The organism is Flammeovirga sp. EKP202 (assembly GCF_014534745.1).
Classification (GTDB): Bacteria; Bacteroidota; Bacteroidia; order Cytophagales; family Flammeovirgaceae; genus Flammeovirga.
The window spans coordinates 134,477-156,531 of record NZ_JACVVP010000001.1; the positions used below are offsets into that span (position 1 = coordinate 134,477).

The window sequence follows — 22,055 nt, forward strand, 5'->3', positions numbered from 1 at the left end:
CGATTTTTATCTTTCATTAGTTGTGGAAATTGTATCACGTTTCAATCATCTTAGTTGCAAGGTGATTATTTCAGATGATTTTAATTTAAAATAAAGATATATAAGTGTTTAGTAATAAACTATACATATTGTTGCCATGAGTATATGCTCATGTGTATACAGAAGATTTTGTTCAATTAACGATTCAAAAAAAACAACGCTATTTCTCACTAATAAAATCACAAATTATGATCAATTTTAGCGATACTATGCCAATTTTTAATCAAGATTTTGTGGATATTATTTCTCCTTATGAATAATATAAGGATACAATAGTATAGTTTTCACCTCATTAAGTAATTAGTGAGGTGTTTTTTTATGTTATAGATTTAATGTCGAAAAAATGAATTACATTAAATACGTTGGTTGTATTAAGAGTGAGTTTCAAACATAAAAAAAGGACGAAAAAAATCGTCCTTAATTATAATGCTTTATAATGAAGCTTAGCTTACTACTGATTCAGCAAGAATCACTAGTTTGTTGTCAAGCATCTCAATAGTACCACCATCAACAGTAAAAGTGGTAAGATCTTTACCGTTGGCGATACGAACATCACCTTTTGCTAAGCTTGAGATGATGTTGGCGTGTCTATCAAGCATTTCAAATTCCCCGTTGATACCAGGAACTTTCACACCTGTAGCTTCACCTTCAAAATATTTTTTATCAGGAGTAATTAATTCAACAAACATGATAAATAAATTTATAAAAGTAAATTATGTTTGAGAGGTAGAAGTAGTTATGTAAATATAAACTTCTTACTCCCTAAATTAATAAAGGCGAGAATCAGAGAATACTCTAGACTCTCGCCTTGTGAATATGATTAAGCTGTGAAGGAATTACTTCGCTTCAGCAAGCATTTTCTCACCTCTTTCTACTGCTTCTTCGATAGCACCTACGAACATGAAGGCTGCTTCTGGAAGGTGATCCCACTTACCATCTAAGATTTCGTTGAAACCACGGATAGTATCTTTAATGTCTACGATTAGACCTGGGATACCTGAGAATTGTTCTGCTACGTGGAATGGCTGAGATAAGTAACGTTGAACTCTACGAGCTCTTGCTACTACCTGCTTATCCTCTTCAGAAAGTTCATCCATACCAAGAATTGCAATGATATCTTGTAATTCTTTATAACGTTGGATTGTTTCTTTTACACGTTGAGCAGTGTTGTAGTGTTCATCTCCTAATACGTCTGGAGATAAGATACGTGAAGATGACTCAAGTGGATCTACACCTGGGAAGATACCCATTGAAGTAATCTTACGTGATAATACTGTTTGTGCGTCTAAGTGGGCGAATGTTGTCGCTGGAGCAGGGTCAGTTAAGTCATCGGCAGGTACATATACTGCTTGTACTGAAGTAATCGATCCTCTCTTAGTTGAAGTAATACGCTCTTGCATAGCACCCATTTCAGTAGCAAGCGTTGGTTGGTAACCTACGGCTGAAGGCATACGACCTAGAAGGGCTGATACCTCTGAACCTGCTTGTGTGAAACGGAAGATGTTGTCAACGAAGAATAAGATATCTCTACCTTCACCTTCACCTTCACCATCACGGAAATACTCTGCAATTGTAAGACCAGATAAAGCTACACGAGCACGAGCACCTGGAGGTTCGTTCATTTGACCGAATACCAATGTTGCTTGTGATTGAGCAAGCTCTTCTTCGTTTACTTTAGAAAGGTCCCATCCACCTTTCTCCATGTCTTCTTCGAATTCTTTACCGTATTTGATTACGCCTGATTCGATCATTTCACGAAGAAGGTCGTTACCCTCACGAGTACGCTCACCAACACCAGCAAATACAGAAATACCTGAGTATACCTTTGCGATGTTGTTGATCAATTCCATGATCAATACTGTTTTACCTACACCGGCACCACCGAAAAGACCAATTTTACCACCTTTAGTATATGGCTCTAATAAGTCAATTACTTTGATACCTGTATAAAGAACTTCTGTAGAAGTTGCTAATTGATCAAATGGAGGAGCAGACCTGTGAATAGGTAATGAAGTTTTACCTGAAGGTTGTTTCATTCCGTCAATAGCTTCACCTACAACGTTGAATAAACGACCTCTAACTTCTTCACCTGTAGGCATTGCAATAGCCTCGCCTGTATCAAGTACTTCAGCACCACGCTGAAGACCTTCTGTACCGTCCATCGCTACTGTACGAACGCGTTCCTCGCCAAGGTGTTGTTGAACTTCCAAAATGATCTCTTGACCATTGGATTTCTTCACCTTCAAAGCATTGTAAATCGCAGGTAGCGTAGATCCTTCTGCTTCGAAGCTGACGTCAACTACTGGTCCAATGACTGTGGAAACTTTACCGATATTTGACATCTTGGTATTTATTATTATATCAATGAATTCAAACACAAGCTTCGAAGCAAGACTACTTCAAAGACTATTTTCAATGCAAAACTATAATACTATCTAATGATTCCAAAGATTATTGACATTTTAAGTGTAAGAATTGTATTTTAATTGCAATTTTTATGGTATACCGGTTGAAATTTTGAATTTCACCCCCTTTTTTACCAAATAGAGTTAATTGCAAGGCGTATATTTAATCAAGATTAAAATTTATTAGGAATTTACATGTAAGTTTTAGTTCTTGTAAACAGACTTTATTATAATTGAGAACTATTGCTATAAAAACTTACATCGAATTAGGCATGATTTTTTAGGTTACCTTAGCAATCAACACTCGTTTTACGTTGTTTAATAAAATATACTTTCAAAAAGTATGGTTTATGGACAACTCAAAATGGCAACTTACTGTGTGAAAAATGAAGATTAAAAATACCTTTTATCTATTACTAGCATTTACGTTTCTAACATTGAATGCTTATGCAAATGATCCTCTTAACAAACCAAAAGTTTGGTCACTACTACAAGAAACACCAACAGATATGAGTTTGTGGGCTGCCTATGTAGGTAAGTCATGGGTTTGTATGAACATTTCTGAGAAAGAAAACATCAAAAGTTGGAAACAAATGCTTGGGCCTTCAGGACCATTAGCACAAGCTGAACAGCATAATAGACCATCGAATGAGCAACTTCAAAAAGAAGTTTTTGCAGCTAATGATGAATTTTGGGGTGGGGAAGAGCTTCAGACTCAAGTAACAGCCAATGAGATATTGTTGGAAAAACAAGAGTTAAGGCAGCATTTTGAAGAAATGGAACAGCAAATGGTGCAAACACCAAGTGCTATAACAACGTTAGCAAGAAACCTAAGAGAAAACTTTATTTTAATTGATGATGAATTTAGAATGGAGTTTGAATCATTAGGGTTAGAATACGTTGGATATTGGGATAAATATCCACAAGGAAAATACTCTCCAGAAAAATGGGTACAAGAAAGAAGTATGGAGTTAAAGCACCTTAAAAAGCAACAGTTTGAAAAGATAAAATCATCTATGCTAGCCTCTGCAGTATCAGCAGAAGAAAGTGCTGGACACTAGTAGGATAAAATATATTTGAGTGCATTTTTAACCTTCTATTGATTAAGAATAAGTATTTCATGTAATGATTGAATCATTTTTTCAAGTTTCATTAAAAAGTAAAACCTTTTTTGAAACAACAAGGAATACGATGACTTAGAATGGTTTAGGTTATTAAAAAAGAACTAAGAGTGTTAAAGAGAAAAGCTTAAGTCTCGAATTCACTTAATTATTTACAAATATTTTAAGAAAAGCCTCAATACATCCCTTTTGTATTGAGGCTTTCGTTATATTTGATAAACTTAATCACATATCAAAATTATTCATTGACGGAGAATGATTCAATTTTTTGAAAAAATATTAAATTATAAGGTAGTACTATTTCTAGGAGTAGTTACTTTCTTTTTACAGCCTAATGATATTTTCGCCCAAGGAGAACAAAACACAATTCAGTTTTCAGGTATTGTAGTTGAAGGAGATAGTTCATATGGTGTACCTGGAGCTCACGTTTATATTAAACAAGCAGGTAGAGGAACAGTGACCAATCATGCTGGTTTTTTCACAATGCCAACACAAGTTGGTGATACTATTGTAGTGAGTTCGGTTGGTTTTGCAAAACAAGAAATTGTAATTCCTAAAAGAGATGATTTAGGTTTTACTGTATTGATAGAAATGAGAGAGGAAGTGACAGAACTTCCATTGCTTGAAGTATTTCCATATCCTACCAAAGAGATTTTTGAAGAGGCATTCTTAGCATTAGGAGAGCAAAAAGATCAAAGGGTGGAGAATATGGAAAAAAATCTAAGCCAGGAGAAATTGACAATGATGTCTAATGCATTGCCAATGGGAGCAACTGGTAACTACAAATATTATATGAATTATAGGGCGGATCAAATTGCTACTCAGTATTTTATGGAGACGGCGAACCCTTTACTGAACCCATTTGCTTGGGGTGATTTGATCAAATCCATAAAACGTGGTGACTTTAAAAGAAAAGAATAACATAATTTTATAGGCATTTAGTATACCATAGGTACATTATTTGCCGTTTCTTTTATAGCCGTAGATAAGGCGGTTATTATGCTTCATTAAAGCGGTGGTATTGATAACCAATAAAAATAGGTGAGACAAATACTGATCATTTGTCTTGTATTTCCTTTTCAATATACTGAGAATATTTGCTTGCAATAGGGGTAAATGTTACAAATTGAAACCATTAATAACTTGATTTTTTTTACTGCAGTTACACCAATTATCTTGAATAATGAAAATAGAGTAAAGTATCAATGGGCTTCTTTGATTTTTTTACAAGTGATCTGGCAATAGATCTAGGAACAGCAAATACGCTGATTCTCACCAAAGGCAAAATTGCGGTAGAAGAACCTTCTATCATTGCATTAGATAGGCAATCTGGAAAAGTGATTGCTCTTGGTGCAAAGGCCATGCAAATGCATGAGAAAACGCACGAGAATATTAAAACGATTCGTCCTCTTAAAGATGGCGTAATTGCTGACTTTCATGCTGCAGAACAAATGATTCGTGGCTTGATTAAAATGTCTGATGCTAAAAAACGATTTTTCACTCCTTCTCACAGAATGGTCATCTGTATTCCTTCGGGAATTACCGAGGTGGAAAAGAGAGCTGTTCGTGACTCTGCCGAACATGCTGGAGCAAAAGAAGTATATATGGTTCCGGAACCGATCGCAGCAGCAATTGGTATAGGTGTAAATATTGAGGAGCCTATGGGAAGCATGGTAGTAGATATTGGAGGCGGAACGACAGAGATTGCAGTGATTGCAATGTCAGGAATTGTCTGTGATCAATCGGTAAGAACTGCCGGAGATGTCTTTAACAGAGATATTCTAGATTATATGCGCCGTCAACATAACTTACTTATTGGTGAACGATCAGCTGAGAAAATTAAGTTTGAAGTTGGAGCTGCTTTGGCAGAGTTAGATGATGCTCCTGAAGACTATGAAATTCGTGGTCGAGATCTTCTAACAGGTATTCCAAAAGTGATCAATGTATCTTACGCTGAGGTTGCATTTGCTTTGGATAAATCTATTTCAAAAATTGAAGAGGCTATTTTGAGAGCCTTAGAAACTGCTCCACCAGAATTATCTGCAGATATTTATGATAGAGGAATTCACCTTACAGGTGGAGGAGCATTATTGAGAGGATTGGATAAACGAATCTCTCTTAAAACGAAATTACCAGTGCATGTTCCGGACGATCCATTGAGGGCTGTTGTTTTAGGAACGGGGCATGTATTAAAGGAATTAAACAGGTACAAAGCCATTTTGATTACCTAATTATATAAAAAAACGCAAGATGAATTGAAAGATTCCATTGCGTTTTTTTTTGTTCGGATCTTCATTTTATCTTGCATGATATTTAAGGGAAAAGAAATAATTACGATAAGCTAAAAACTCTTTTTACCTTATATTTTTTCTGGAGATAATATTTTTGATTGCCATTATATGAGTCAATTATTTGCTATCATATTTAAATACCGAGTCTTTTTAGTATTTATTCTATTAGAGTTAGTAGCAGCAGCTTTAATTGTTAATAATAATACTTATCAACGTTCGGTTATTCTATCTTCTTCTAACACTGTAGTAGGAGGGATTTACAATACTACATCTAATATTGAGCAGTATTTTTACCTTACTGAGGTAAATGAAGACTTATTAAATGAAAATGCTCTTCTTAGAAAGCAAATTGAATTATATCAGGTAGCAGGTGTTAGTGATAGTATTGATACAAAAAATACCTTATCTCCATTATTTTATGGTATGAGTGATACTATTGCTTATGACTTTATACCAGCAAGAGTAATTAATAATTCGGTTTACAGGTCTGCCAACTACATTACTTTAAATAAAGGTAGGAAAGATGGAATTGTAGAAGGAATGGGTATTATGACAAAAGATGGAGTAGTGGGGCAGGTAAAATCTGTTTCTAATCATTTTGCGACTTGTTATTCGCTTCTACATAGAGATATGGCTGTATCTTCAGAACTAAAAAAGAATGGTGCACTTTGTACAGTAACATGGAATACAGAAGATCCTACAAGGGCATCTGCAAATTATTTACCATTACATTTAGACATTAATGTGGGCGATACTATTACTACCTCTGGGTTTAATACTGTATACCCGGAAGGAGTAATGCTGGGTGTGGTAACAGAAGCAGAAAAGACTCCTTCAGAACGTTTCTGGTTAGTGACAATTGATGTTTCTGTAGACTTTTCAAAACTGCACCATGTGTATGTGTCAAAGTCATTATTCAGAACAGAAAAAGATTCTTTGGAATCTATGGATGAACAGTAAAATTAAGTAGAAGTCTTAAGGATCAAGAAGAAATTATGGGAAGAGAAATTTGGTTAAAACAAGCAGGATTATTTCTAATCTACCTTTTTATTCAAGTATTGTTTTTTAGAAACCTTACTTTCTTTGAAGGTAATGTGATGGTATTCCCCTACATTGCTTTTCTTATTTTACTGCCATTTGGAGCAATGAACATGAGTATATTGATCGTGGGCTTTTGTATGGGATTTGTGATAGATATATTTTATGATTCTATTGGAATTCATACGGCATCTTGTGTTTTCCTTGCTTTTACAAGAACACAAATCATGAAATGGACGGCTCCAACAGGGGGATACGAACTTTCAGAAGTACCGACTATTAACCAAATGGGTTTTGGAGCTTTTTTAGTTTTTGTGATTCCACAAATAGTATTACATCATATTACGTTATTTATGATTGAGGCTGGAAGTATGGCATTTATGCCTAAGGCAATACTAAGAGGCGTCTTAAGTACTTTAGCTACATTAGTTATAGTATTGGCAATTCAATATTTATTCTATGGTAATGTAGGACGTAGAAGAATTTAAGTCTTAGATGGTAAAGAATATAAAAAATGGTCATAAGTTTCAAAAGCTTATGACCATTTTGATTTTACAACTGCTTATTATCTTCCAATCACTCCAGATCCAATTAATTCATCTTCTTCATACCAAGAGATAAATTGACCTGCTGAGATACCAGATTGTTTATTTTCAAAAACACAATATAGCCCATCTTCTTTTTGATAAAGAGTGACTTTTTCTAATGGTTGACGATATCTGATTCTAGCCATATACGTTCGAGTTTCACCAACTTCCATTTTAAGATCTTCTCTTACCCAATGGATTTCATTAGATTCCACTTTCAAGCCTTGTCGGTTTAGACCAGGGTGTTCACTACCTTGACCCGTGTAAATAGTGTTTGTTTCGGTGTCTGTTGCAATCACAAATAAAGGAAGTGGAGTTCCTCCAACACCTAAACCTTTACGTTGGCCAATAGTGTAGTAATGTGCCCCTTGATGCTCTCCTACTTTTTTACCATAAGTTGGCTTATAGGAATAAGGAAGAGTCTGAAGCTCTAATTTCTCTTGTTCAGAAGCGGCAGCATTAATGGCAGCTTCCCTTTCCAAATAGATAGAATGATCAACAGGAACCTCAACAATATTACCAACTTTAGGCATTAATTGCTGCTTTAAGAAGTCAGGGAGTTTTACTTTACCAATAAAGCAAAGTCCTTGAGAATCTTTTTTGTCAGCGGTAATTAAATCCTGTTCAGCTGCAATAGCCCTTACTTCAGGTTTCGTTAATTCTCCAATAGGGAATAATGCCTTAGAAAGTTGCTCTTGATTCAATTGAGATAAGAAATAACTTTGATCTTTATTTCCATCTACACCTGCTAATAAACGGAAGACTTCTTTTCCATTTTCATCAATGAAAGAGTCTTTTCTACAATAGTGCCCCATTGCTACATAATCAGCACCAAGTGACATCGCAATGTCCATAAAGACATCAAACTTCACTTCTCTGTTACATAATACATCAGGATTTGGGGTTCTGCCTGCTTCATATTCCGCAAACATATAGTCAACAATACGTTCTTTGTATTGCTCACTTAAATCTACACTTTGGAATGGAATGTTCAGTTTGTTGGCTACAAGCAATGCATCATTGCTGTCGTCAATCCATGGACATTCACCTTGAATTGTTACACTTCCATCGTGCCAATTGATCATAAAAAGACCAATTACATCATAACCTTGCTCTTTTAATAAATAAGCGGCTACGCTTGAGTCTACACCACCGGATAGACCTACTACTACTCTTTTTGCCATAAAATTAAAATGCTTACAGGGGGTTAAGTTCCCTTTTCACAAACACATCAAATTTTTTTTATAAAAATCTGATTTTTTTTCAAAGATAGGAATATCTTTTTGATGTTGTACACACTATTTATTATCAGATACTTAACACTTCTGAATACCAGCGGAATATTATTTTTAGAAATGTAAAACGCATTATATTTAATTTTATTAAAGAAATTTTTTTAGAATATACTTGCGTGGTAATATAAAAACGTGCACCTTTGCATCGCTTTAAAACAAAAGGCCACAACAAAAAGCGGGTGTGGTGAAATTGGTAGACACGCTAGACTTAGGATCTAGTGCTTCACGGCGTGGGGGTTCGAGTCCCTCCACCCGCACTTAGAAAGGTTGATAGAAATATCAACCTTTTTTTTATGCCCAAAATTTAGTAATCTTAAAAATAGAATATCTGTTTCTTCGTTATTCTTTATAGTCATAGTGATTTTATCTATTCACATTGAATGATTATAGTTTATAATCTGGAATAAATTTTATAAAAAGAAATAGTTCATACATCCACTATGTAATCATGGTACTTGAATTGCTTAAAGTACAGAAGTAGTAGGACACATATAAAGTAGACTATGAGTGATCAATCATCAACTCCTAAAAATGTTGGTTTAAGATTAAATGATTTAAGTATACGTGTTAAGGTTTTGCTTAACATGCTTATAATAGCTGCACTTTCCAGTATTGCTGTAGGCTTTTTGGGGTATTACTCTGCTAAAAAATCTTTGGAAGAGGCTGTATTTGCTCAATTGACTTCCGTAAGGGAAGTGAAAAGAAGAGCATTGGAGTCTTTTATTGAAGATGCCAAAGAGCAAGTGAGTGTATTAGCACAAAGTAGAATGGTTGCAGATGCTGTCATGGAACTGTCACCTGCTTATTCTATCATGGATTTCTATTATTCTCCAGGTAAGATTACGCTTATGAGAAGAGACTTGAAGGAGTTTTACCGAACGAGTGTCGATAGAAAATTGGGAGAACAAGATCTTTTCTCAAAGCAGCTTATTAAAAGTACTGAGGAGCTATCAGATAAAGCGGTAGTACTTCAAAATCTTTATATCGCCAATAATCAAAATCCAATAGGTAAAAAATACTTGATGAATAGGGCGGAAGATAAAACGGCTTATTCTGATATTCATGAAAGATATCATTCATCATTCAGAAGGTTTTTAATGGCTGACGGTTTTGCAGATATTTTACTAGTGAATGTCAATACTTCTGAGGTAATTTATTCTGTAGCTAAAAATACAGATTTTGGATCAAGTTTGATGGACGGTGTGTTTAGGCAGTCTGCTTTAGGACAAGCTTTCACATTAGCTAGAAATTCCATTCGCCCTAACATGGTGATTCTATCAGATTTCGTTTCTTATGAAGGAGCGTATGGTGACTTACAAATCTTCTTTTCGGCACCTGTTTATGAAGAAGGAGAAAAAATAGCCGTACTTATTGCCACAATGCCTTTGTCTGCGATCAACAAGATCATGACAGACGATGGTGATTGGAAGCAAGAAGGATTAGGGAAAACAGGAGAAACTTATTTGGTAGGTAAGGATCAATTGATGAGGAGTGATGCCCGTCTTTTTAAAGAAGGGGCTGAGAAGTTTTATGAGGAGTTATTGGATCTGAATGTATCTGGTGATGAAATCAGTCAAATCAAATCTCTAAGAACAACTGTATTATCTAAGTCTGTAAGTACAGAGCCTGTTTTGGATGCTTTAAAAGGGCATTCAGGAAATTTACTTTCCAAAAACTATTTAGGTAAACCGGCTTTGAGTGCTTATTCTAGTTTAAAAATAAGGGAACTTCCTTGGATTATCATCGCAGAAATGCAGGAAGAAGAGGCATTTGAATCCATTGAAAGATTGAAATGGAATGTAGCGTTAGCCACTTTGGTTATCTTTATTATTGGTGTGATTGTATCGAATGCCTACTCTACAAGTTTTACTAGACCTATTTATAAACTTCAGGAGGCCATTGCCAAGCTTTCAAAAGGTGATTTATCTGCGTCAATTCCGGTTACTTCTGCTGATGAAATAGGACAGACTATCGATTCGATGAATACGCTTATCAGTCGAACAAAGGACACGTCAGATTTCGCAAGAGATATAGGTAAAGGTGATTTTGAAACCAAGTTCGAAACCTATGGCAATAAAGACGTATTGGGTAATTCTTTGGTGAAGATGAGAGATCGTTTAAAAGAGGTTTCTATCGAGGATCACAGAAGGCAATGGGTCAATGAAGGGGTGACAAAGTTTGCTGATATTACTAGGCAATACTTAGACAATGTAGATCAACTTTACGAAGTAGTATTAAGGGAACTGGTTGATTATTTATCGGCCAATCAAGGAATGCTATTTTTGGTAGAGGATGATGAAATCGAAGATAAAGCATATTTACAGTTGAAAGCTTGTTACGCTTTTGATCGACAAAAATATCTTCATAAGAAAATCGGTTTTGGAGAAGGGTTAGCAGGTCGTTGTTGGCAAGAAAATGAATCATTGTTTATTGATGATGTACCAGAAGGTTATTCAAAGATTATAACGGGTCTTGGTTTAGCATCTCCAAAGAGTATTCTAATTGTTCCTTTAAAGTTCAATGAGCAAGCTTTGGGAGTTATTGAAGTAGCTTCTTTTGATGTATTTGAAAGGTACATGATCGAGTTTGTAGAAAGAATTTCAGAGAATATAGCTTCTGCTATTACATCAGCGAAGCACAATACAAGAACTGCACATTTACTTTCAGATGCTCAAAAATTAACGCAAGAGTTAAGAACAAGAGAAGAAGAAATGCTTCAAAACACTGAGGAACTTCAAACGACTCAAGAAGAAATGGCCAGAAGGCAAATTGAACTTGAGGAAGTAAGAAATGCGTTAAAGAAAGAGATTGCTTTAAAAGACGAGCAAATCTTATTTTATAAATCTCAACTTGGTGAAAAAGGAGATGACTTATCCTCAGAAGTAGAGAAAGTTTAATATCTCTTTTCACGAAAAAATCCATTGTAAGCGACTGTTTACAATGGATTTTTTTTGCACTAAGTACAAAGTCAAAAATAAATCATAGTTAGTTCTAATTTATTTTTTGTGAGTACAACGCTAAAAAACGTCTTAATAGTGGTTCTATTGAAAGTTTTTTGAAGGAAGTAATCGCAAAACAATAAATAGAATTAGTATTAGATAATTTTGAATTTGTACTTAAAATAAACTATGCACTTACTTCCAAAATCGAAGGATAATCATCTCAATACTGAGGAACAGTAATGCAAATAGTAAGAAGAACCTCCACAAAGGTTGTGCTACGTTATCTTCCATAAAAATCTGTTTGAAAGTATCTGCTTTGCTATTGCTGTATACTTTTACATTTTTAAAATTCTGAAATTTATCCTTTAGCTCTTCTGTTGAATAACTTTCCAGTTTAGATTCTAAAATATCATAGTTAAAGGCGATGTAGCCTATGATAGCTTCATTTTCGGTGTTCTTAATTGCATAGCAACCTGCTTCCATATCTTCATTCGGTAATTTTAATGTAAGAATATCAGCATTGACCTTTTGAGTTGGAATGATTTCAAGTTGTTCTTTTTGAAGTTTATACATACTTCCTTTTTGAAGCCCTTCTAATCGGATTCGGATGTTTTTTTCTCCAAAATTATAAGACAGTTGATCGGATTGAGTTTTACTTAAAATCGCCATTCTATACATGATCGGCACAAATAAAGCGTGCTTTCCGAAGTTAGAGTATTGTGGATCGAGAGGTACTGAACTGAAGTAAATATTTTGTAATGCATTTTCTTGTACCGTTAAAAAGCTTTGCCCGTTTTTATACCCCAAAAGTGTATGGACACCTCTGCCATTCCATTGGTAATTCGAAATACCTTCTGGCATACTCATATTTTTAATTCTCTTTTCAAATACATTGGCAAAGAAAGGATCTTTCTTAGGAGGCGGAATTGTACCAATATATTGACTACTTGCGGAGATATTATTTTTTGAAATCAAGACGCCAAAAGCACTAGAGTAGCTATCAATATCCATATTTGGAGGAGGAAAAACGGCGATATTCGTCCCGTTCCTAATGGCATTGGTGATTACTTCATTCAACGATTCATTGATAGATTCCACATAATCCAAAATTAAGAGGTCAGCTCCACTTGTTGCTGAATAATTAATCGAATTAGATCGGAAAGAAGTAGCATTCAAGAAAGGTTCACTTTTGTAAACTGTAGATAAATATTTTCTAGGGTTATCTGAGATAATGGCAATATTAATATTGGGTGATACATTTAATATAAAATAATGGTCATTATCAAAATCAACAGGGTAATCATCTATGCTTACTCTACATCTTTTCGCACCAGAATTACCAATAGCAAATGCCATTTCTATTGTTTTAGTTTCCTCTTCTTCTAATGAAATAGTTGCATTTGAAGATTGTACATCTTCTATATATAATTTTAAATCTCTGTCTTTCACTTCTCCTTTTCCAAGGTTAGACACTTTCACAAAAAGCTTATTGTTCTCTTTTTCTTTTAAGAATGGTTTTTCCAACCAAACAGAATCAATGCGTAAGTTTTCAGTTTTATCAGCCTGTAATGGTATCAAATGATAAGTAGTCGAAGTATCAAATTCAAATTGCTCAAACTCTAGGTTAGTAGACTTTTGAAAATCAGAGATCATAAAAATTTGCTTATTGTCTCCCATTTTTTCTCTTACAAAAGCATCTTGGCTGAAAGTATTAATTTCATCCAAACCTCTAGTAAAGTTAGAATAAGTCAAGCCAATGATTTCTTCCTCTGTACGATCTTGGTTTTTAAAATACCTAGAACTACCTGTAAAGCGGTTGTCAATGATTTGGTAATTATATCCGACAGGGAAAATACCAGGAATATTTCTGCCTATATCTTTACCAGCATCCAAAAGCGTTTTACCATTACGTTCGCTTTGCATACTGAAGGAGTTGTCAATGTAGATACTGATTTTACCAGTATCACCTTTTAGGAGTGTACTACCATCTTCTTTTGGTATATATGGGCGGGCAAAGGTGAGAATAGCCAATAGTATGAAGGCCATACGGGCAATCATTACCAATATCTTTTTCAAACGGTCTTGTGCATTGGACATTTCCTTGACAGTTTGAAGAAAGGCAACATTGGTAAACTTTACTTCAGACGACCTCTGAAAATTAAAAAGGTGAATAATTAGCGGCACCGCAACTAAAGGCAGGACATATAAAAAAACAGGGTTTACGAAGTTCATAGAAAATCTAGACTTATATCGATACTTTGATGTACAAAGAGTACTTCTACGTATCTAATTTCATCATTTTTGTGAAAATTATACTAGTAAGATACAATGAAAGAATAGGACTTTTTACACTTAGAAGGATTTAATTATATTTGTGCCGGATTAAATCGGAAATAAAATAGAAAAATACCTTCCATCGAAGTTTTTTTTATCTATTTTCATAGTACATTTTTTTGAATCACATTCTAAACTAATAAATAAAGTGAAGAAGTTATTAATCGTAGTAGGTATCATTGCTACAATGATTGCATGTCAGCAACCTCAACCTGTTCAAACAGCAGCACCAGCAGGAACTACAACAAAGATCGCTTATATCAACAACGATACTTTATCTGTTTACTATAAATTCGGAGAAGATCAATACAAAGAATTCCAAGCGAAAGTAGAGAAAAGCCAAAAGCAATTGCAAACTCGTGCAATGAAGCTTCAAAAAGATGCTGAGAACTTTGAAAAAAGAGCTAGAGCAGGTTTAATGTCTCAAAATGATGTTCGTAAGAAACAAGAGGAGTTAGCAATCAAACAACAAGAAATTCAAATTGCTCAACAATCTCAAGCACAAGGTTTAGCTGCTGAAGAGGCATCTATCCAAGCTGAGGTACGTAAAAGAGTAAAAGAATTTTTAGATTCTTACTCAGCTGACAAAAACTATAGTATTGTATTAGGTTATAGCGATGGTGTAACATCAACTGTAATCTGGTCTACTCCAAACGTAGAAGATATCACTCAAGCTGTTATCGATGGTTTGAATGCTAAATATGAAGAGGAATTAAATGCTGCTTCATCTGAAGAAAAAGGATCGAAGTAATTTTAATTCAGACAAAGTATTTTTAGGGTACTTTTCAATCCACAATAGTTGTTATGCTGTTGTGGATTTTTTTTCATTAAAATTTAAGCTTTGTACCTTTGTGGTAACAGATAATTAAACAATATGAGCGATAGAAAACCAAACTTTTTTGAAGGGTTCAAAGACCCGTTCGAAATGGTTAATAAATTGAGAATTGTATTTTATTCTTTAGCAAGTCTCTCCGTACCTTTCTTCACTATTTGGTATCTTCAGAATAAGAACGAAGAACTAGAGCCGATCATTGAGCCCTTGGGTAAGGTGTTTTCAGGTATTACAGCAGCGATAGCGGTGGCAGTAGCAATTGTAGTTTACATGCAGTACCAAAAGAAGTTAAAGGTCATCAGAAAAGAAGATTCACTTCCTTACCGATTAACCATGCTTCTAAAAGGCCAATGCTTCAAATTTATTCCATTGGCAGTAGCTCCTGTAATTACAGTGGTACTTTATAGATTGACGTTAGAGCCATTAATGATGGGTGTTTATTTATTCTCATTAATATTATTGGCCATGAGTAACCCAACGGTCCATACGGTGATTTCTGATTTGAGGTTGAATAAACGAGACAAAGAAATTATGCTTCAAAATATTCCTTTTGAAGAGACAGATATGAAATTATAATCATTTGAAAACTCCATCTTTAATAGTACTCTATTTTGATGGAGTTTTTTATATCTTGAGTATTAAGCCAAAAATAAACTATGACCTAGTTACGACTTAGTACTTATTAACCCTAATACTATGACTGAAGAAGATTTTAAATTACTTGTTGATTTTCATGTTAATGCTGATCGACAAGGACCAGGTAGTGATACTGAAACTGAAAAAGCGCTGTCATTGACCAATCTTGATTTTGAGAAGCCTCTGAAAGTAGCAGATATTGGCTGTGGTTCTGGTGCGCAGACTTTTGCTTTAGCGACAGTATTAGAAAAAACCGAAATCACTGCTGTAGATCTTTTTAATGCATTTTTGATGCAATTAAACTTGAAAGCCGTTCAAAATAATTTTGATGATAGAATCATTACTCTGAAGGAATCAATGGATCAATTATCTTTTGACGAAGGTGTGTTTGATTTGATTTGGTCAGAAGGTGCTATTTATAATATTGGTTTTAAAAAAGGGTTAGAGGACTGGAAAAAATATCTTAAGCTAGGTGGATATATTGCGGTGAGTGAGATTACATGGTTAACCAATAGCAGGCCTAAAGAGATTGAGGAATATTGGAACGCCGCATATCCAGAAATTGATACTGCTTCAAATAAGTTGGGAGTGATAGAAGAATTAGGCTATCAACCAGTAGGGTATTTTCCATTAAAACAAGAAAGCTGGTTGGATAATTATTACGGTCCAATTGAAGACCGTTTTGAAGCATTTTTAGAAGAAAATAATCATTCTGAAAAAGCTAAAAACCTTGTAACGCAAGAAAAGGAAGAAATCAAAATGTATAAGCAGTTTAAAGACTACTATAGTTACGGTTTTTATATCGCTAAAAAAGTATAACTCACTTACAATAAAAGTAGTCTGAATACAAAAAAGCACGTTTCCTTAAAATGAAAACGTGCTTTCTATTGAAGTGATAATTGAATTGGTTAGTGACACAAATATAAAGCGAATGTATACTAAATGCAAATAATTATCAACATAGTGCAATAATAAGTGAATTGTTTCGTGAACTTATTAAATAACAAAATATTCATTCACTTATATGGCACTTATGGAATTCTAGTAAAATAATCTTTTACAAATATCACAGATGCTGAATATCCTGTTATATCTGATTCGGAAAATTATAGTGCACTGATGCACATTATTTAAGCTCTTCTTTAAGGTATTTTGCGGTGTGACTCTTCTTATTTTTAATTACCTTTTCTGGAGTACCAGTTACTACTACAGTTCCTCCTTCAGCACCACCTTCAGGCCCAATATCAATGATATGATCGGCCACCTTGATAACATCTAAATTATGCTCAATAATCAGCACCGTATTACCTTTGTCAACTAATTTATGTAATACATCTAATAAATGTTGAATATCTTCAAAATGAAGGCCTGTTGTAGGTTCATCTAAAATATAGAAAGTCTTACCCGTATCTCTTTTCGAAAGTTCCGTTGCTAATTTTACACGTTGTGCTTCACCACCTGATAGAGTAGTGGCATGTTGGCCTAATGTGATATATCCTAAACCAACATCCTTCAGAGCAGATAGTTTTCTCATGATTTTTGGATGAGCTTCAAAAAACTCTACGGCTTGATTAACGGTCATGTCCAATACATCAGAAATAGATTTTCCTTTGAATCGAATTTCTAATGTTTCACGGTTGTAACGTTTACCTTTGCATTCTTCACAATCTACATAAACATCAGGAAGGAAGTCCATTTCGATCAACTTCTTACCACCACCTTGACAGTTTTCACAACGACCACCTTTTACATTAAAAGAAAAACGGCCTGGCTTGTAACCTCTGATTTTTGATTCAGGTAAATTGGTAAATAATGATCTGATCTCAGAGAACATATCCGTATAAGTGGCAGGGTTGGAACGTGGAGTTCTACCAATTGGTGATTGATCTACTTCAATTACCTTATCTATAAATTCCAGCCCTTCTATACTTTTGTAAGCTTTAGGAGCCCTTTTGGAACGATATATCTTTTGATTTAGAATAGGGTATAAGGTATCGTGAATCAAAGTAGATTTTCCAGAACCCGAAACACCTGATACCACAATCATTTTACCCAATGGGAAAGAGACGTCAACATTTTTCAAGTTGTTGCCAGAAGCACCTTTTAAGTCTATGGACTTTCCATTACCTTCTCTTCTCTTTTTAGGAATTTCGATTTGAAGTTTTTCACTTAAGAAATCAGCCGTTGTACTTCCTTGCTTTAAGAAAGCATCAGGATTTCCTGCCGCCACTACATTTCCTCCATAAAGTCCTGCTTTCGGGCCGATATCTAGAATGTAATCAGAGGCCAACATCATGTCCTTATCATGCTCCACCACAATGACTGAGTTACCTAAATCTCTTAGGTCTTGAAGTGATTTGATGAGTTTGACATTGTCTCTTTGATGTAAACCGATACTTGGTTCATCCAATATATAAAGTACACCTACGAGTTGTGTTCCAATTTGCGTCGCTAAACGAATACGTTGTGCTTCACCACCCGAAAGTGTTCTTAATGATCTATTTAAAGTCAGATAATCGAGACCTACATTGATCAAAAACTGCGTTCTTTTACGAAGTTCTTTCAGAATTTCAGAACCAATCGTTTTTTGACGTTCCGTTAGGTCCTCATCTACATTATTGATCCAGTGTCCAAATGTTTTGATGTCCATTTCAGCCAGATCAGCAATGTTTTTACCTGCAATTTTAAAGTGTAAAGATTCTTTTTTGAGTCTTGCACCATTACAAGTAGGGCAAGTTTTGACGATTGTGAATTCCTCGGCCCAGTTTTTTACTTTTTCAGAACTGCTTTTCGCATGTCTTTTCAAGAATGGAATTACACCTTCAAACTGAGTGACCCAAGCTTGATCGTATTTTGATTCTTTGGCAGTCAATACTTCAATTTCTTCGTCTGAACCATGAAGTACAATCTCAATCATCTCATCACTCAACTCATTGATAGGAGTTGAAAGCGTGTATCCTTTTTGTTTCAAGTGTTGCTCTATCATCTTGAAAATATAGATATCTCTATATTCCCCTAAAGGAACAATACCGCCCGCAAAAATACTTTTAGTAGGATCTGGAATGACCGCTTCTTTTGTGATTTCCTCAATCTCACCCAAACCATTACAAGTCTGACATGCACCATAAGGAGAGTTGAAAGAGAACATATTTGGAGCAGGTTCATCATAAGAGATACCCGACTTTGGATCCATCAAGAATTTAGAGAAGAACTTCACTTGTTCTTTTGCAGGAGCATCAGGGAAAACTGTCATCATGATTCCCTTACCTTCTTTCATTGCCGTTTTCAGTGATTGCGTAATTCTGAAAATATCTTTTTCAGCTACTTTCACTCTATCCACCACTACTTCAATATCGTGGGTCTTATAACGGTCCACCTGCATTTTTGGTACTAAGTCCAAAATTTCACCATCCACACGCACTTTGCTGTAGCCTTGCTTTCGAAGTTGAACGAAAAGTTCTCTATAATGACCTTTACGACCTTTGATCACAGGAGCAAGAATAATCATTTTGTGACTGTCATAATGACTCATGATCCACTCAATGATTTGATCTTCCGTTTGCTTGATCATTTTCTCACCCGTCACATATGAAAAAGCATCAGCCGTACGAGCATAAAGCAGACGAAGGAAATCGTAAATCTCCGTCGTTGTACCTACAGTAGATCTAGGGTTTCTTGAAGTTGTTTTCTGTTCAATAGAAATTACAGGGCTTAAACCTTCAATTTTATCTACGTCCGGGCGTTCCATATTTCCAATAAAAGAACGAGCGTAGGCAGAAAAAGACTCCATATATCTTCTTTGCCCTTCCGCGTAAATGGTATCGAACGCTAAAGATGATTTTCCACTACCCGAAACGCCAGTGATCACCACTAGGCTATTTCTAGGAAATTTTAAATCAAAGTTTTTAAGATTGTTTTCTCTTGCCCCGTAAATGGCAATTTCTTCTTCGATGTATGCTTCTGAGTGCTTCTCCAAAGTGCTTGAAATGATGATGAAATAACAAATTCAGTCCTTAAAAATAATGGAAATAGTCTACATTATTTTCTTTTTTTTGAAATAATATAATGTTGAGTTAAACCTAGATGTTTCTTCTCTACTTACTGATCAAATACCTTCTTCATCTTATACTCATCCAACCCTTTTCCAAAACCATCTTTGATTTTCTCATAAGTGACAAAACCATAACGGTTGAAAAGCTTTTCCATCAGCTGAGTGGTATTAATATGGATAGGATACATTTTACCTTCAGCAATGATTCTGCTTTCAATTTCATTGTAAAAAGTGTCTGCTACCTGTAGTAAGTTGCTCGCCCCAATGCTTCCTTGCTGGAACATGACCCATGGTATTCCGTGTCGATCTTCTTTGGTATAATAACCTCCACAACCTATAATGTCTCCGTCATTATTTTCTACCACCAAATAGTTTTCATCTGTATAATTATCAAGGAAATCAATAAGGTAAGATTCGTCTTCTAGATCAAAATATTTAGGTGCATTGGAATGGAAAATGGCTATGATTTTCTCTTTATGAGATGGATTGTAGGTTTTGAAATGGATCATAATGATTGGTTTTGACTTGAAATACTATGCAAGTTATTGAATTATTATAGTAGAGGTGCGTTATACTATCAATAAAAAATGATAAAAACGCCTTTTATTCTTCAAATAACATGATGATTATGTGGCTCAATTTCATACATTTGTAGCACAAAATTTATACTGTCTGTATTTCACATACTATCAGACAGCTAAGTATATATTCACATATCAATTATTTTAAACCATGGCAAAAGGATTTTTCAGCGTACCTAAGGCTGTCAACGAACCCATCAAAAGCTATGCTCCAGGTACTCCTGAGCGTGCTGAGTTAGAAGCAAAAATTGCAGAAATGTCATCTCAAAAGATCGATGTTCCAATGTATATTGGTGCTGAAGAGGTTCGTACGGGTAACTTAGGAACTTGTGTATCTCCTCACGATCACCAAAATGTGGTAGGTGAGTATCACAAAGGTGATAAGGACCATGTAACTCAAGCAATCAACGCAGCATTAGGTGCTAGAGAAGCTTGGGCGGAATTGTCTTGGGAGCACAGAGCGTCAATTTTCTTAAAAGCAGCAGATCTTTTAGCAGGTCCTTACAGAGCGAAGATCAATGCGGCAACTATTATTGGCCAATCAAAAACAGCGCACCAAGCAGAGATTGATTCAGCATGTGAATTAATCGACTTCTTAAGATTCAACGTACAATTCATGACTGAGATCTACCAGGATCAACCTGAGTCATCTCCAGGCATGTGGAATAGATTAGAGTACCGTCCGTTAGAAGGATTCGTATTCGCTTTAACTCCATTCAACTTTACTGCGATTGCTGGTAACTTACCAACAGCTCCTGCAATGATGGGTAACACAGTAGTTTGGAAACCATCTCACGATCAGATTTACTCTGCTAACGTATTGATGGAAGTATTCAAGGAAGCTGGTGTACCTGATGGTGTAATCAACCTTGTTTATGTTTCTGGTCCAGACGCAGGTGACGTGATTTTCAATCACCCTGAGTTTGCTGGTCTTCACTTCACAGGTTCTACAGGTGTATTCCAAGATCTTTGGGCTACTATTGGTAACAACATTGCGAAGTACAACACTTACCCACGTATCGTAGGTGAGACTGGTGGTAAAGACTTTATCTTGGCACACAAATCAGCAAAAGCGAAAGGTTTAGCTACGGCGATTACTCGTGGTGCATTTGAATTCCAAGGTCAAAAATGTTCTGCAGCTTCTCGTGTATATGTTCCTTCTAACCTTTGGGAAGAAGTGAAAGGTTATATCATTGAGGACGCGAATGATATCATCAACAACCACATGGGTACTCCACATGATTTCAAAAACTTCTTCACAGCAGTGATCAATGAGAAATCATTTGACAAGTGTGCAGGTTATATCGACAGAGCGAATGCTTCTGAAATGTGTGAAATCATCGCTGGTGGTGGTTACGACAAATCAAAAGGTTACTTCGTTGAGCCAACAATCATCGTGACTAAAGATCCTAACTACGAATCAATGGTAGAAGAGATCTTTGGACCAATCGTTACTATCTACGTTTATGACGCAGAGTACTTCGATGAGGCAATGTACTTAGTAAACAACACTTCTTCGTATGCATTGACAGGAGCGATCTTCTCTCAAGACCGTTATGCGATTGAGTTGGCAACTAAGAAATTAGAAAACGCAGCAGGTAACTTCTACATCAACGACAAGCCAACTGGTGCTGTTGTTGGTCAACAACCTTTCGGTGGTTCTAGAGCTTCAGGTACTAACGATAAAGCGGGTTCTGCAATCAACTTAATGCGTTGGACTACTCCAAGAACAATGAAAGAAACATTTGTTTCTCCAGAAGATTACAAGTATCCATTTATGGGATAGTTTTGAGGGAAGAGGTAAGAATGAAGAGGGAAGAGAGAACTCTTTCTTTTTGAAACTTTAATCTTTCTTAATATATAAGAAGAGCATAATTCGAAAGGGTTATGCTCTTTTTTTGTG

General features: G+C 35.3%; 16 protein-coding genes and 1 tRNA gene. 11 read left to right on the forward strand and 6 right to left on the reverse strand.

What is annotated here, in order from left to right; genetic code table 11:
• Positions 1-482: 482 nt before the first annotated feature.
• The gene (locus IC221_RS00585) at positions 483-728 is read right to left on the reverse strand and encodes a F0F1 ATP synthase subunit epsilon (RefSeq protein ID WP_188167114.1); all 246 of its coding nucleotides are present in this window, start codon (positions 726-728) and stop codon (positions 483-485) included.
• A gap of 147 nt (positions 729-875) precedes the next feature.
• Complete coding sequence (gene atpD / locus IC221_RS00590; RefSeq protein ID WP_188167115.1) at positions 876-2,381, reverse strand: F0F1 ATP synthase subunit beta; 1,506 nt, start codon at positions 2,379-2,381, stop codon at positions 876-878.
• A gap of 449 nt (positions 2,382-2,830) precedes the next feature.
• Between atpD and IC221_RS00595 the strand changes: the two genes are divergently transcribed.
• The 5 genes from IC221_RS00595 (at position 2,831) to IC221_RS00615 (ending at position 7,382) form a co-directional block, all read left to right on the forward strand.
• A complete protein-coding gene (locus IC221_RS00595; RefSeq protein WP_188167116.1) occupies positions 2,831-3,505 on the forward strand; it encodes a hypothetical protein in 675 nt (224 codons plus the stop codon).
• Positions 3,506-3,820: 315 nt separating this feature from the next.
• Positions 3,821-4,486 carry a carboxypeptidase-like regulatory domain-containing protein gene (locus tag IC221_RS00600; RefSeq protein WP_082026733.1) on the forward strand — a complete coding sequence of 222 codons (666 nt, stop codon included), beginning with the start codon at positions 3,821-3,823 and terminating at the stop codon, positions 4,484-4,486.
• A gap of 284 nt (positions 4,487-4,770) precedes the next feature.
• Complete coding sequence (locus IC221_RS00605; RefSeq protein WP_188167117.1) at positions 4,771-5,796, forward strand: rod shape-determining protein; 1,026 nt, start codon at positions 4,771-4,773, stop codon at positions 5,794-5,796.
• A gap of 168 nt (positions 5,797-5,964) precedes the next feature.
• Positions 5,965-6,816, forward strand: coding sequence for a rod shape-determining protein MreC (gene mreC / locus IC221_RS00610; protein WP_188167118.1), 852 nt, complete (start codon positions 5,965-5,967; stop codon positions 6,814-6,816).
• 35 nt (positions 6,817-6,851) lie between these two features.
• Positions 6,852-7,382 (forward strand): rod shape-determining protein MreD, encoded by a 531-nt coding sequence (locus IC221_RS00615; RefSeq protein ID WP_188167119.1) that lies wholly within the window; start codon positions 6,852-6,854, stop codon positions 7,380-7,382.
• Between the two features lie 77 nt (positions 7,383-7,459).
• Here the strand turns inward: IC221_RS00615 and mnmA are convergent, their stop codons facing one another.
• On the reverse strand, positions 7,460-8,665 hold the full coding sequence (gene mnmA / locus IC221_RS00620; RefSeq protein WP_188167120.1) for a tRNA 2-thiouridine(34) synthase MnmA: 1,206 nt from the start codon (positions 8,663-8,665) through the stop codon (positions 7,460-7,462).
• Positions 8,666-8,951: 286 nt separating this feature from the next.
• Between mnmA and IC221_RS00625 the strand changes: the two genes are divergently transcribed.
• Both IC221_RS00625 and IC221_RS00630 read left to right on the forward strand, forming a co-directional pair.
• Positions 8,952-9,033, forward strand: a tRNA-Leu gene (locus tag IC221_RS00625).
• A 246-nt stretch (positions 9,034-9,279) separates the two neighbouring features.
• The gene (locus tag IC221_RS00630; RefSeq protein WP_188167121.1) at positions 9,280-11,673 is read left to right on the forward strand and encodes a GAF domain-containing protein; all 2,394 of its coding nucleotides are present in this window, start codon (positions 9,280-9,282) and stop codon (positions 11,671-11,673) included.
• A 237-nt stretch (positions 11,674-11,910) separates the two neighbouring features.
• Here the strand turns inward: IC221_RS00630 and IC221_RS00635 are convergent, their stop codons facing one another.
• On the reverse strand, positions 11,911-13,950 hold the full coding sequence (locus tag IC221_RS00635) for a BatA domain-containing protein (protein ID WP_188167122.1): 2,040 nt from the start codon (positions 13,948-13,950) through the stop codon (positions 11,911-11,913).
• Between the two features lie 250 nt (positions 13,951-14,200).
• Between IC221_RS00635 and IC221_RS00640 the strand changes: the two genes are divergently transcribed.
• The 3 genes from IC221_RS00640 to IC221_RS00650 all read left to right on the forward strand — a co-directional run bounded on the left by IC221_RS00640 (position 14,201) and on the right by IC221_RS00650 (position 16,339).
• Positions 14,201-14,803: an OmpH family outer membrane protein gene (locus IC221_RS00640; protein WP_044211642.1), complete on the forward strand. Its 603-nt coding sequence runs from the start codon at positions 14,201-14,203 to the stop codon at positions 14,801-14,803.
• A gap of 123 nt (positions 14,804-14,926) precedes the next feature.
• Positions 14,927-15,460, forward strand: a complete 534-nt coding sequence (locus IC221_RS00645; RefSeq protein WP_188167123.1) for a hypothetical protein — start codon at positions 14,927-14,929, stop codon at positions 15,458-15,460.
• Positions 15,461-15,580: 120 nt separating this feature from the next.
• The gene (locus tag IC221_RS00650; RefSeq protein WP_188167124.1) at positions 15,581-16,339 is read left to right on the forward strand and encodes a class I SAM-dependent methyltransferase; all 759 of its coding nucleotides are present in this window, start codon (positions 15,581-15,583) and stop codon (positions 16,337-16,339) included.
• 307 nt (positions 16,340-16,646) lie between these two features.
• Here the strand turns inward: IC221_RS00650 and uvrA are convergent, their stop codons facing one another.
• Positions 16,647-19,496 (reverse strand): excinuclease ABC subunit UvrA, encoded by a 2,850-nt coding sequence (uvrA, locus tag IC221_RS00655; protein ID WP_223241250.1) that lies wholly within the window; start codon positions 19,494-19,496, stop codon positions 16,647-16,649.
• Between the two features lie 122 nt (positions 19,497-19,618).
• On the reverse strand, positions 19,619-20,080 hold the full coding sequence (locus IC221_RS00660) for an N-acetyltransferase (protein ID WP_223241251.1): 462 nt from the start codon (positions 20,078-20,080) through the stop codon (positions 19,619-19,621).
• A 223-nt stretch (positions 20,081-20,303) separates the two neighbouring features.
• On the opposite strand from IC221_RS00660, the gene pruA reads away from it, so the two are divergent.
• Complete coding sequence (gene pruA / locus IC221_RS00665) at positions 20,304-21,938, forward strand: L-glutamate gamma-semialdehyde dehydrogenase (RefSeq protein ID WP_044211646.1); 1,635 nt, start codon at positions 20,304-20,306, stop codon at positions 21,936-21,938.
• The last annotated feature ends 117 nt before the right edge of the window (positions 21,939-22,055 follow it).

What these genes read in the sequence shown, in the direction of transcription:
- IC221_RS00585 (WP_188167114.1), bottom strand. Translation starts at nt 728, where the DNA reads ATGTTTGTTGAATTAATTACTCCTGATAAAAAATATTTTGAAGGTGAA.
- atpD (WP_188167115.1), bottom strand. Translation starts at nt 2,381, where the DNA reads ATGTCAAATATCGGTAAAGTTTCCACAGTCATTGGACCAGTAGTTGAC.
- IC221_RS00595 (WP_188167116.1), top strand. Translation starts at nt 2,831, where the DNA reads ATGAAGATTAAAAATACCTTTTATCTATTACTAGCATTTACGTTTCTA.
- IC221_RS00600 (WP_082026733.1), top strand. Translation starts at nt 3,821, where the DNA reads ATGATTCAATTTTTTGAAAAAATATTAAATTATAAGGTAGTACTATTT.
- IC221_RS00605 (WP_188167117.1), top strand. Translation starts at nt 4,771, where the DNA reads ATGGGCTTCTTTGATTTTTTTACAAGTGATCTGGCAATAGATCTAGGA.
- mreC (WP_188167118.1), top strand. Translation starts at nt 5,965, where the DNA reads ATGAGTCAATTATTTGCTATCATATTTAAATACCGAGTCTTTTTAGTA.
- IC221_RS00615 (WP_188167119.1), top strand. Translation starts at nt 6,852, where the DNA reads ATGGGAAGAGAAATTTGGTTAAAACAAGCAGGATTATTTCTAATCTAC.
- mnmA (WP_188167120.1), bottom strand. Translation starts at nt 8,665, where the DNA reads ATGGCAAAAAGAGTAGTAGTAGGTCTATCCGGTGGTGTAGACTCAAGC.
- IC221_RS00630 (WP_188167121.1), top strand. Translation starts at nt 9,280, where the DNA reads ATGAGTGATCAATCATCAACTCCTAAAAATGTTGGTTTAAGATTAAAT.
- IC221_RS00635 (WP_188167122.1), bottom strand. Translation starts at nt 13,950, where the DNA reads ATGAACTTCGTAAACCCTGTTTTTTTATATGTCCTGCCTTTAGTTGCG.
- IC221_RS00645 (WP_188167123.1), top strand. Translation starts at nt 14,927, where the DNA reads ATGAGCGATAGAAAACCAAACTTTTTTGAAGGGTTCAAAGACCCGTTC.
- IC221_RS00650 (WP_188167124.1), top strand. Translation starts at nt 15,581, where the DNA reads ATGACTGAAGAAGATTTTAAATTACTTGTTGATTTTCATGTTAATGCT.
- IC221_RS00660 (WP_223241251.1), bottom strand. Translation starts at nt 20,080, where the DNA reads ATGATCCATTTCAAAACCTACAATCCATCTCATAAAGAGAAAATCATA.
- pruA (WP_044211646.1), top strand. Translation starts at nt 20,304, where the DNA reads ATGGCAAAAGGATTTTTCAGCGTACCTAAGGCTGTCAACGAACCCATC.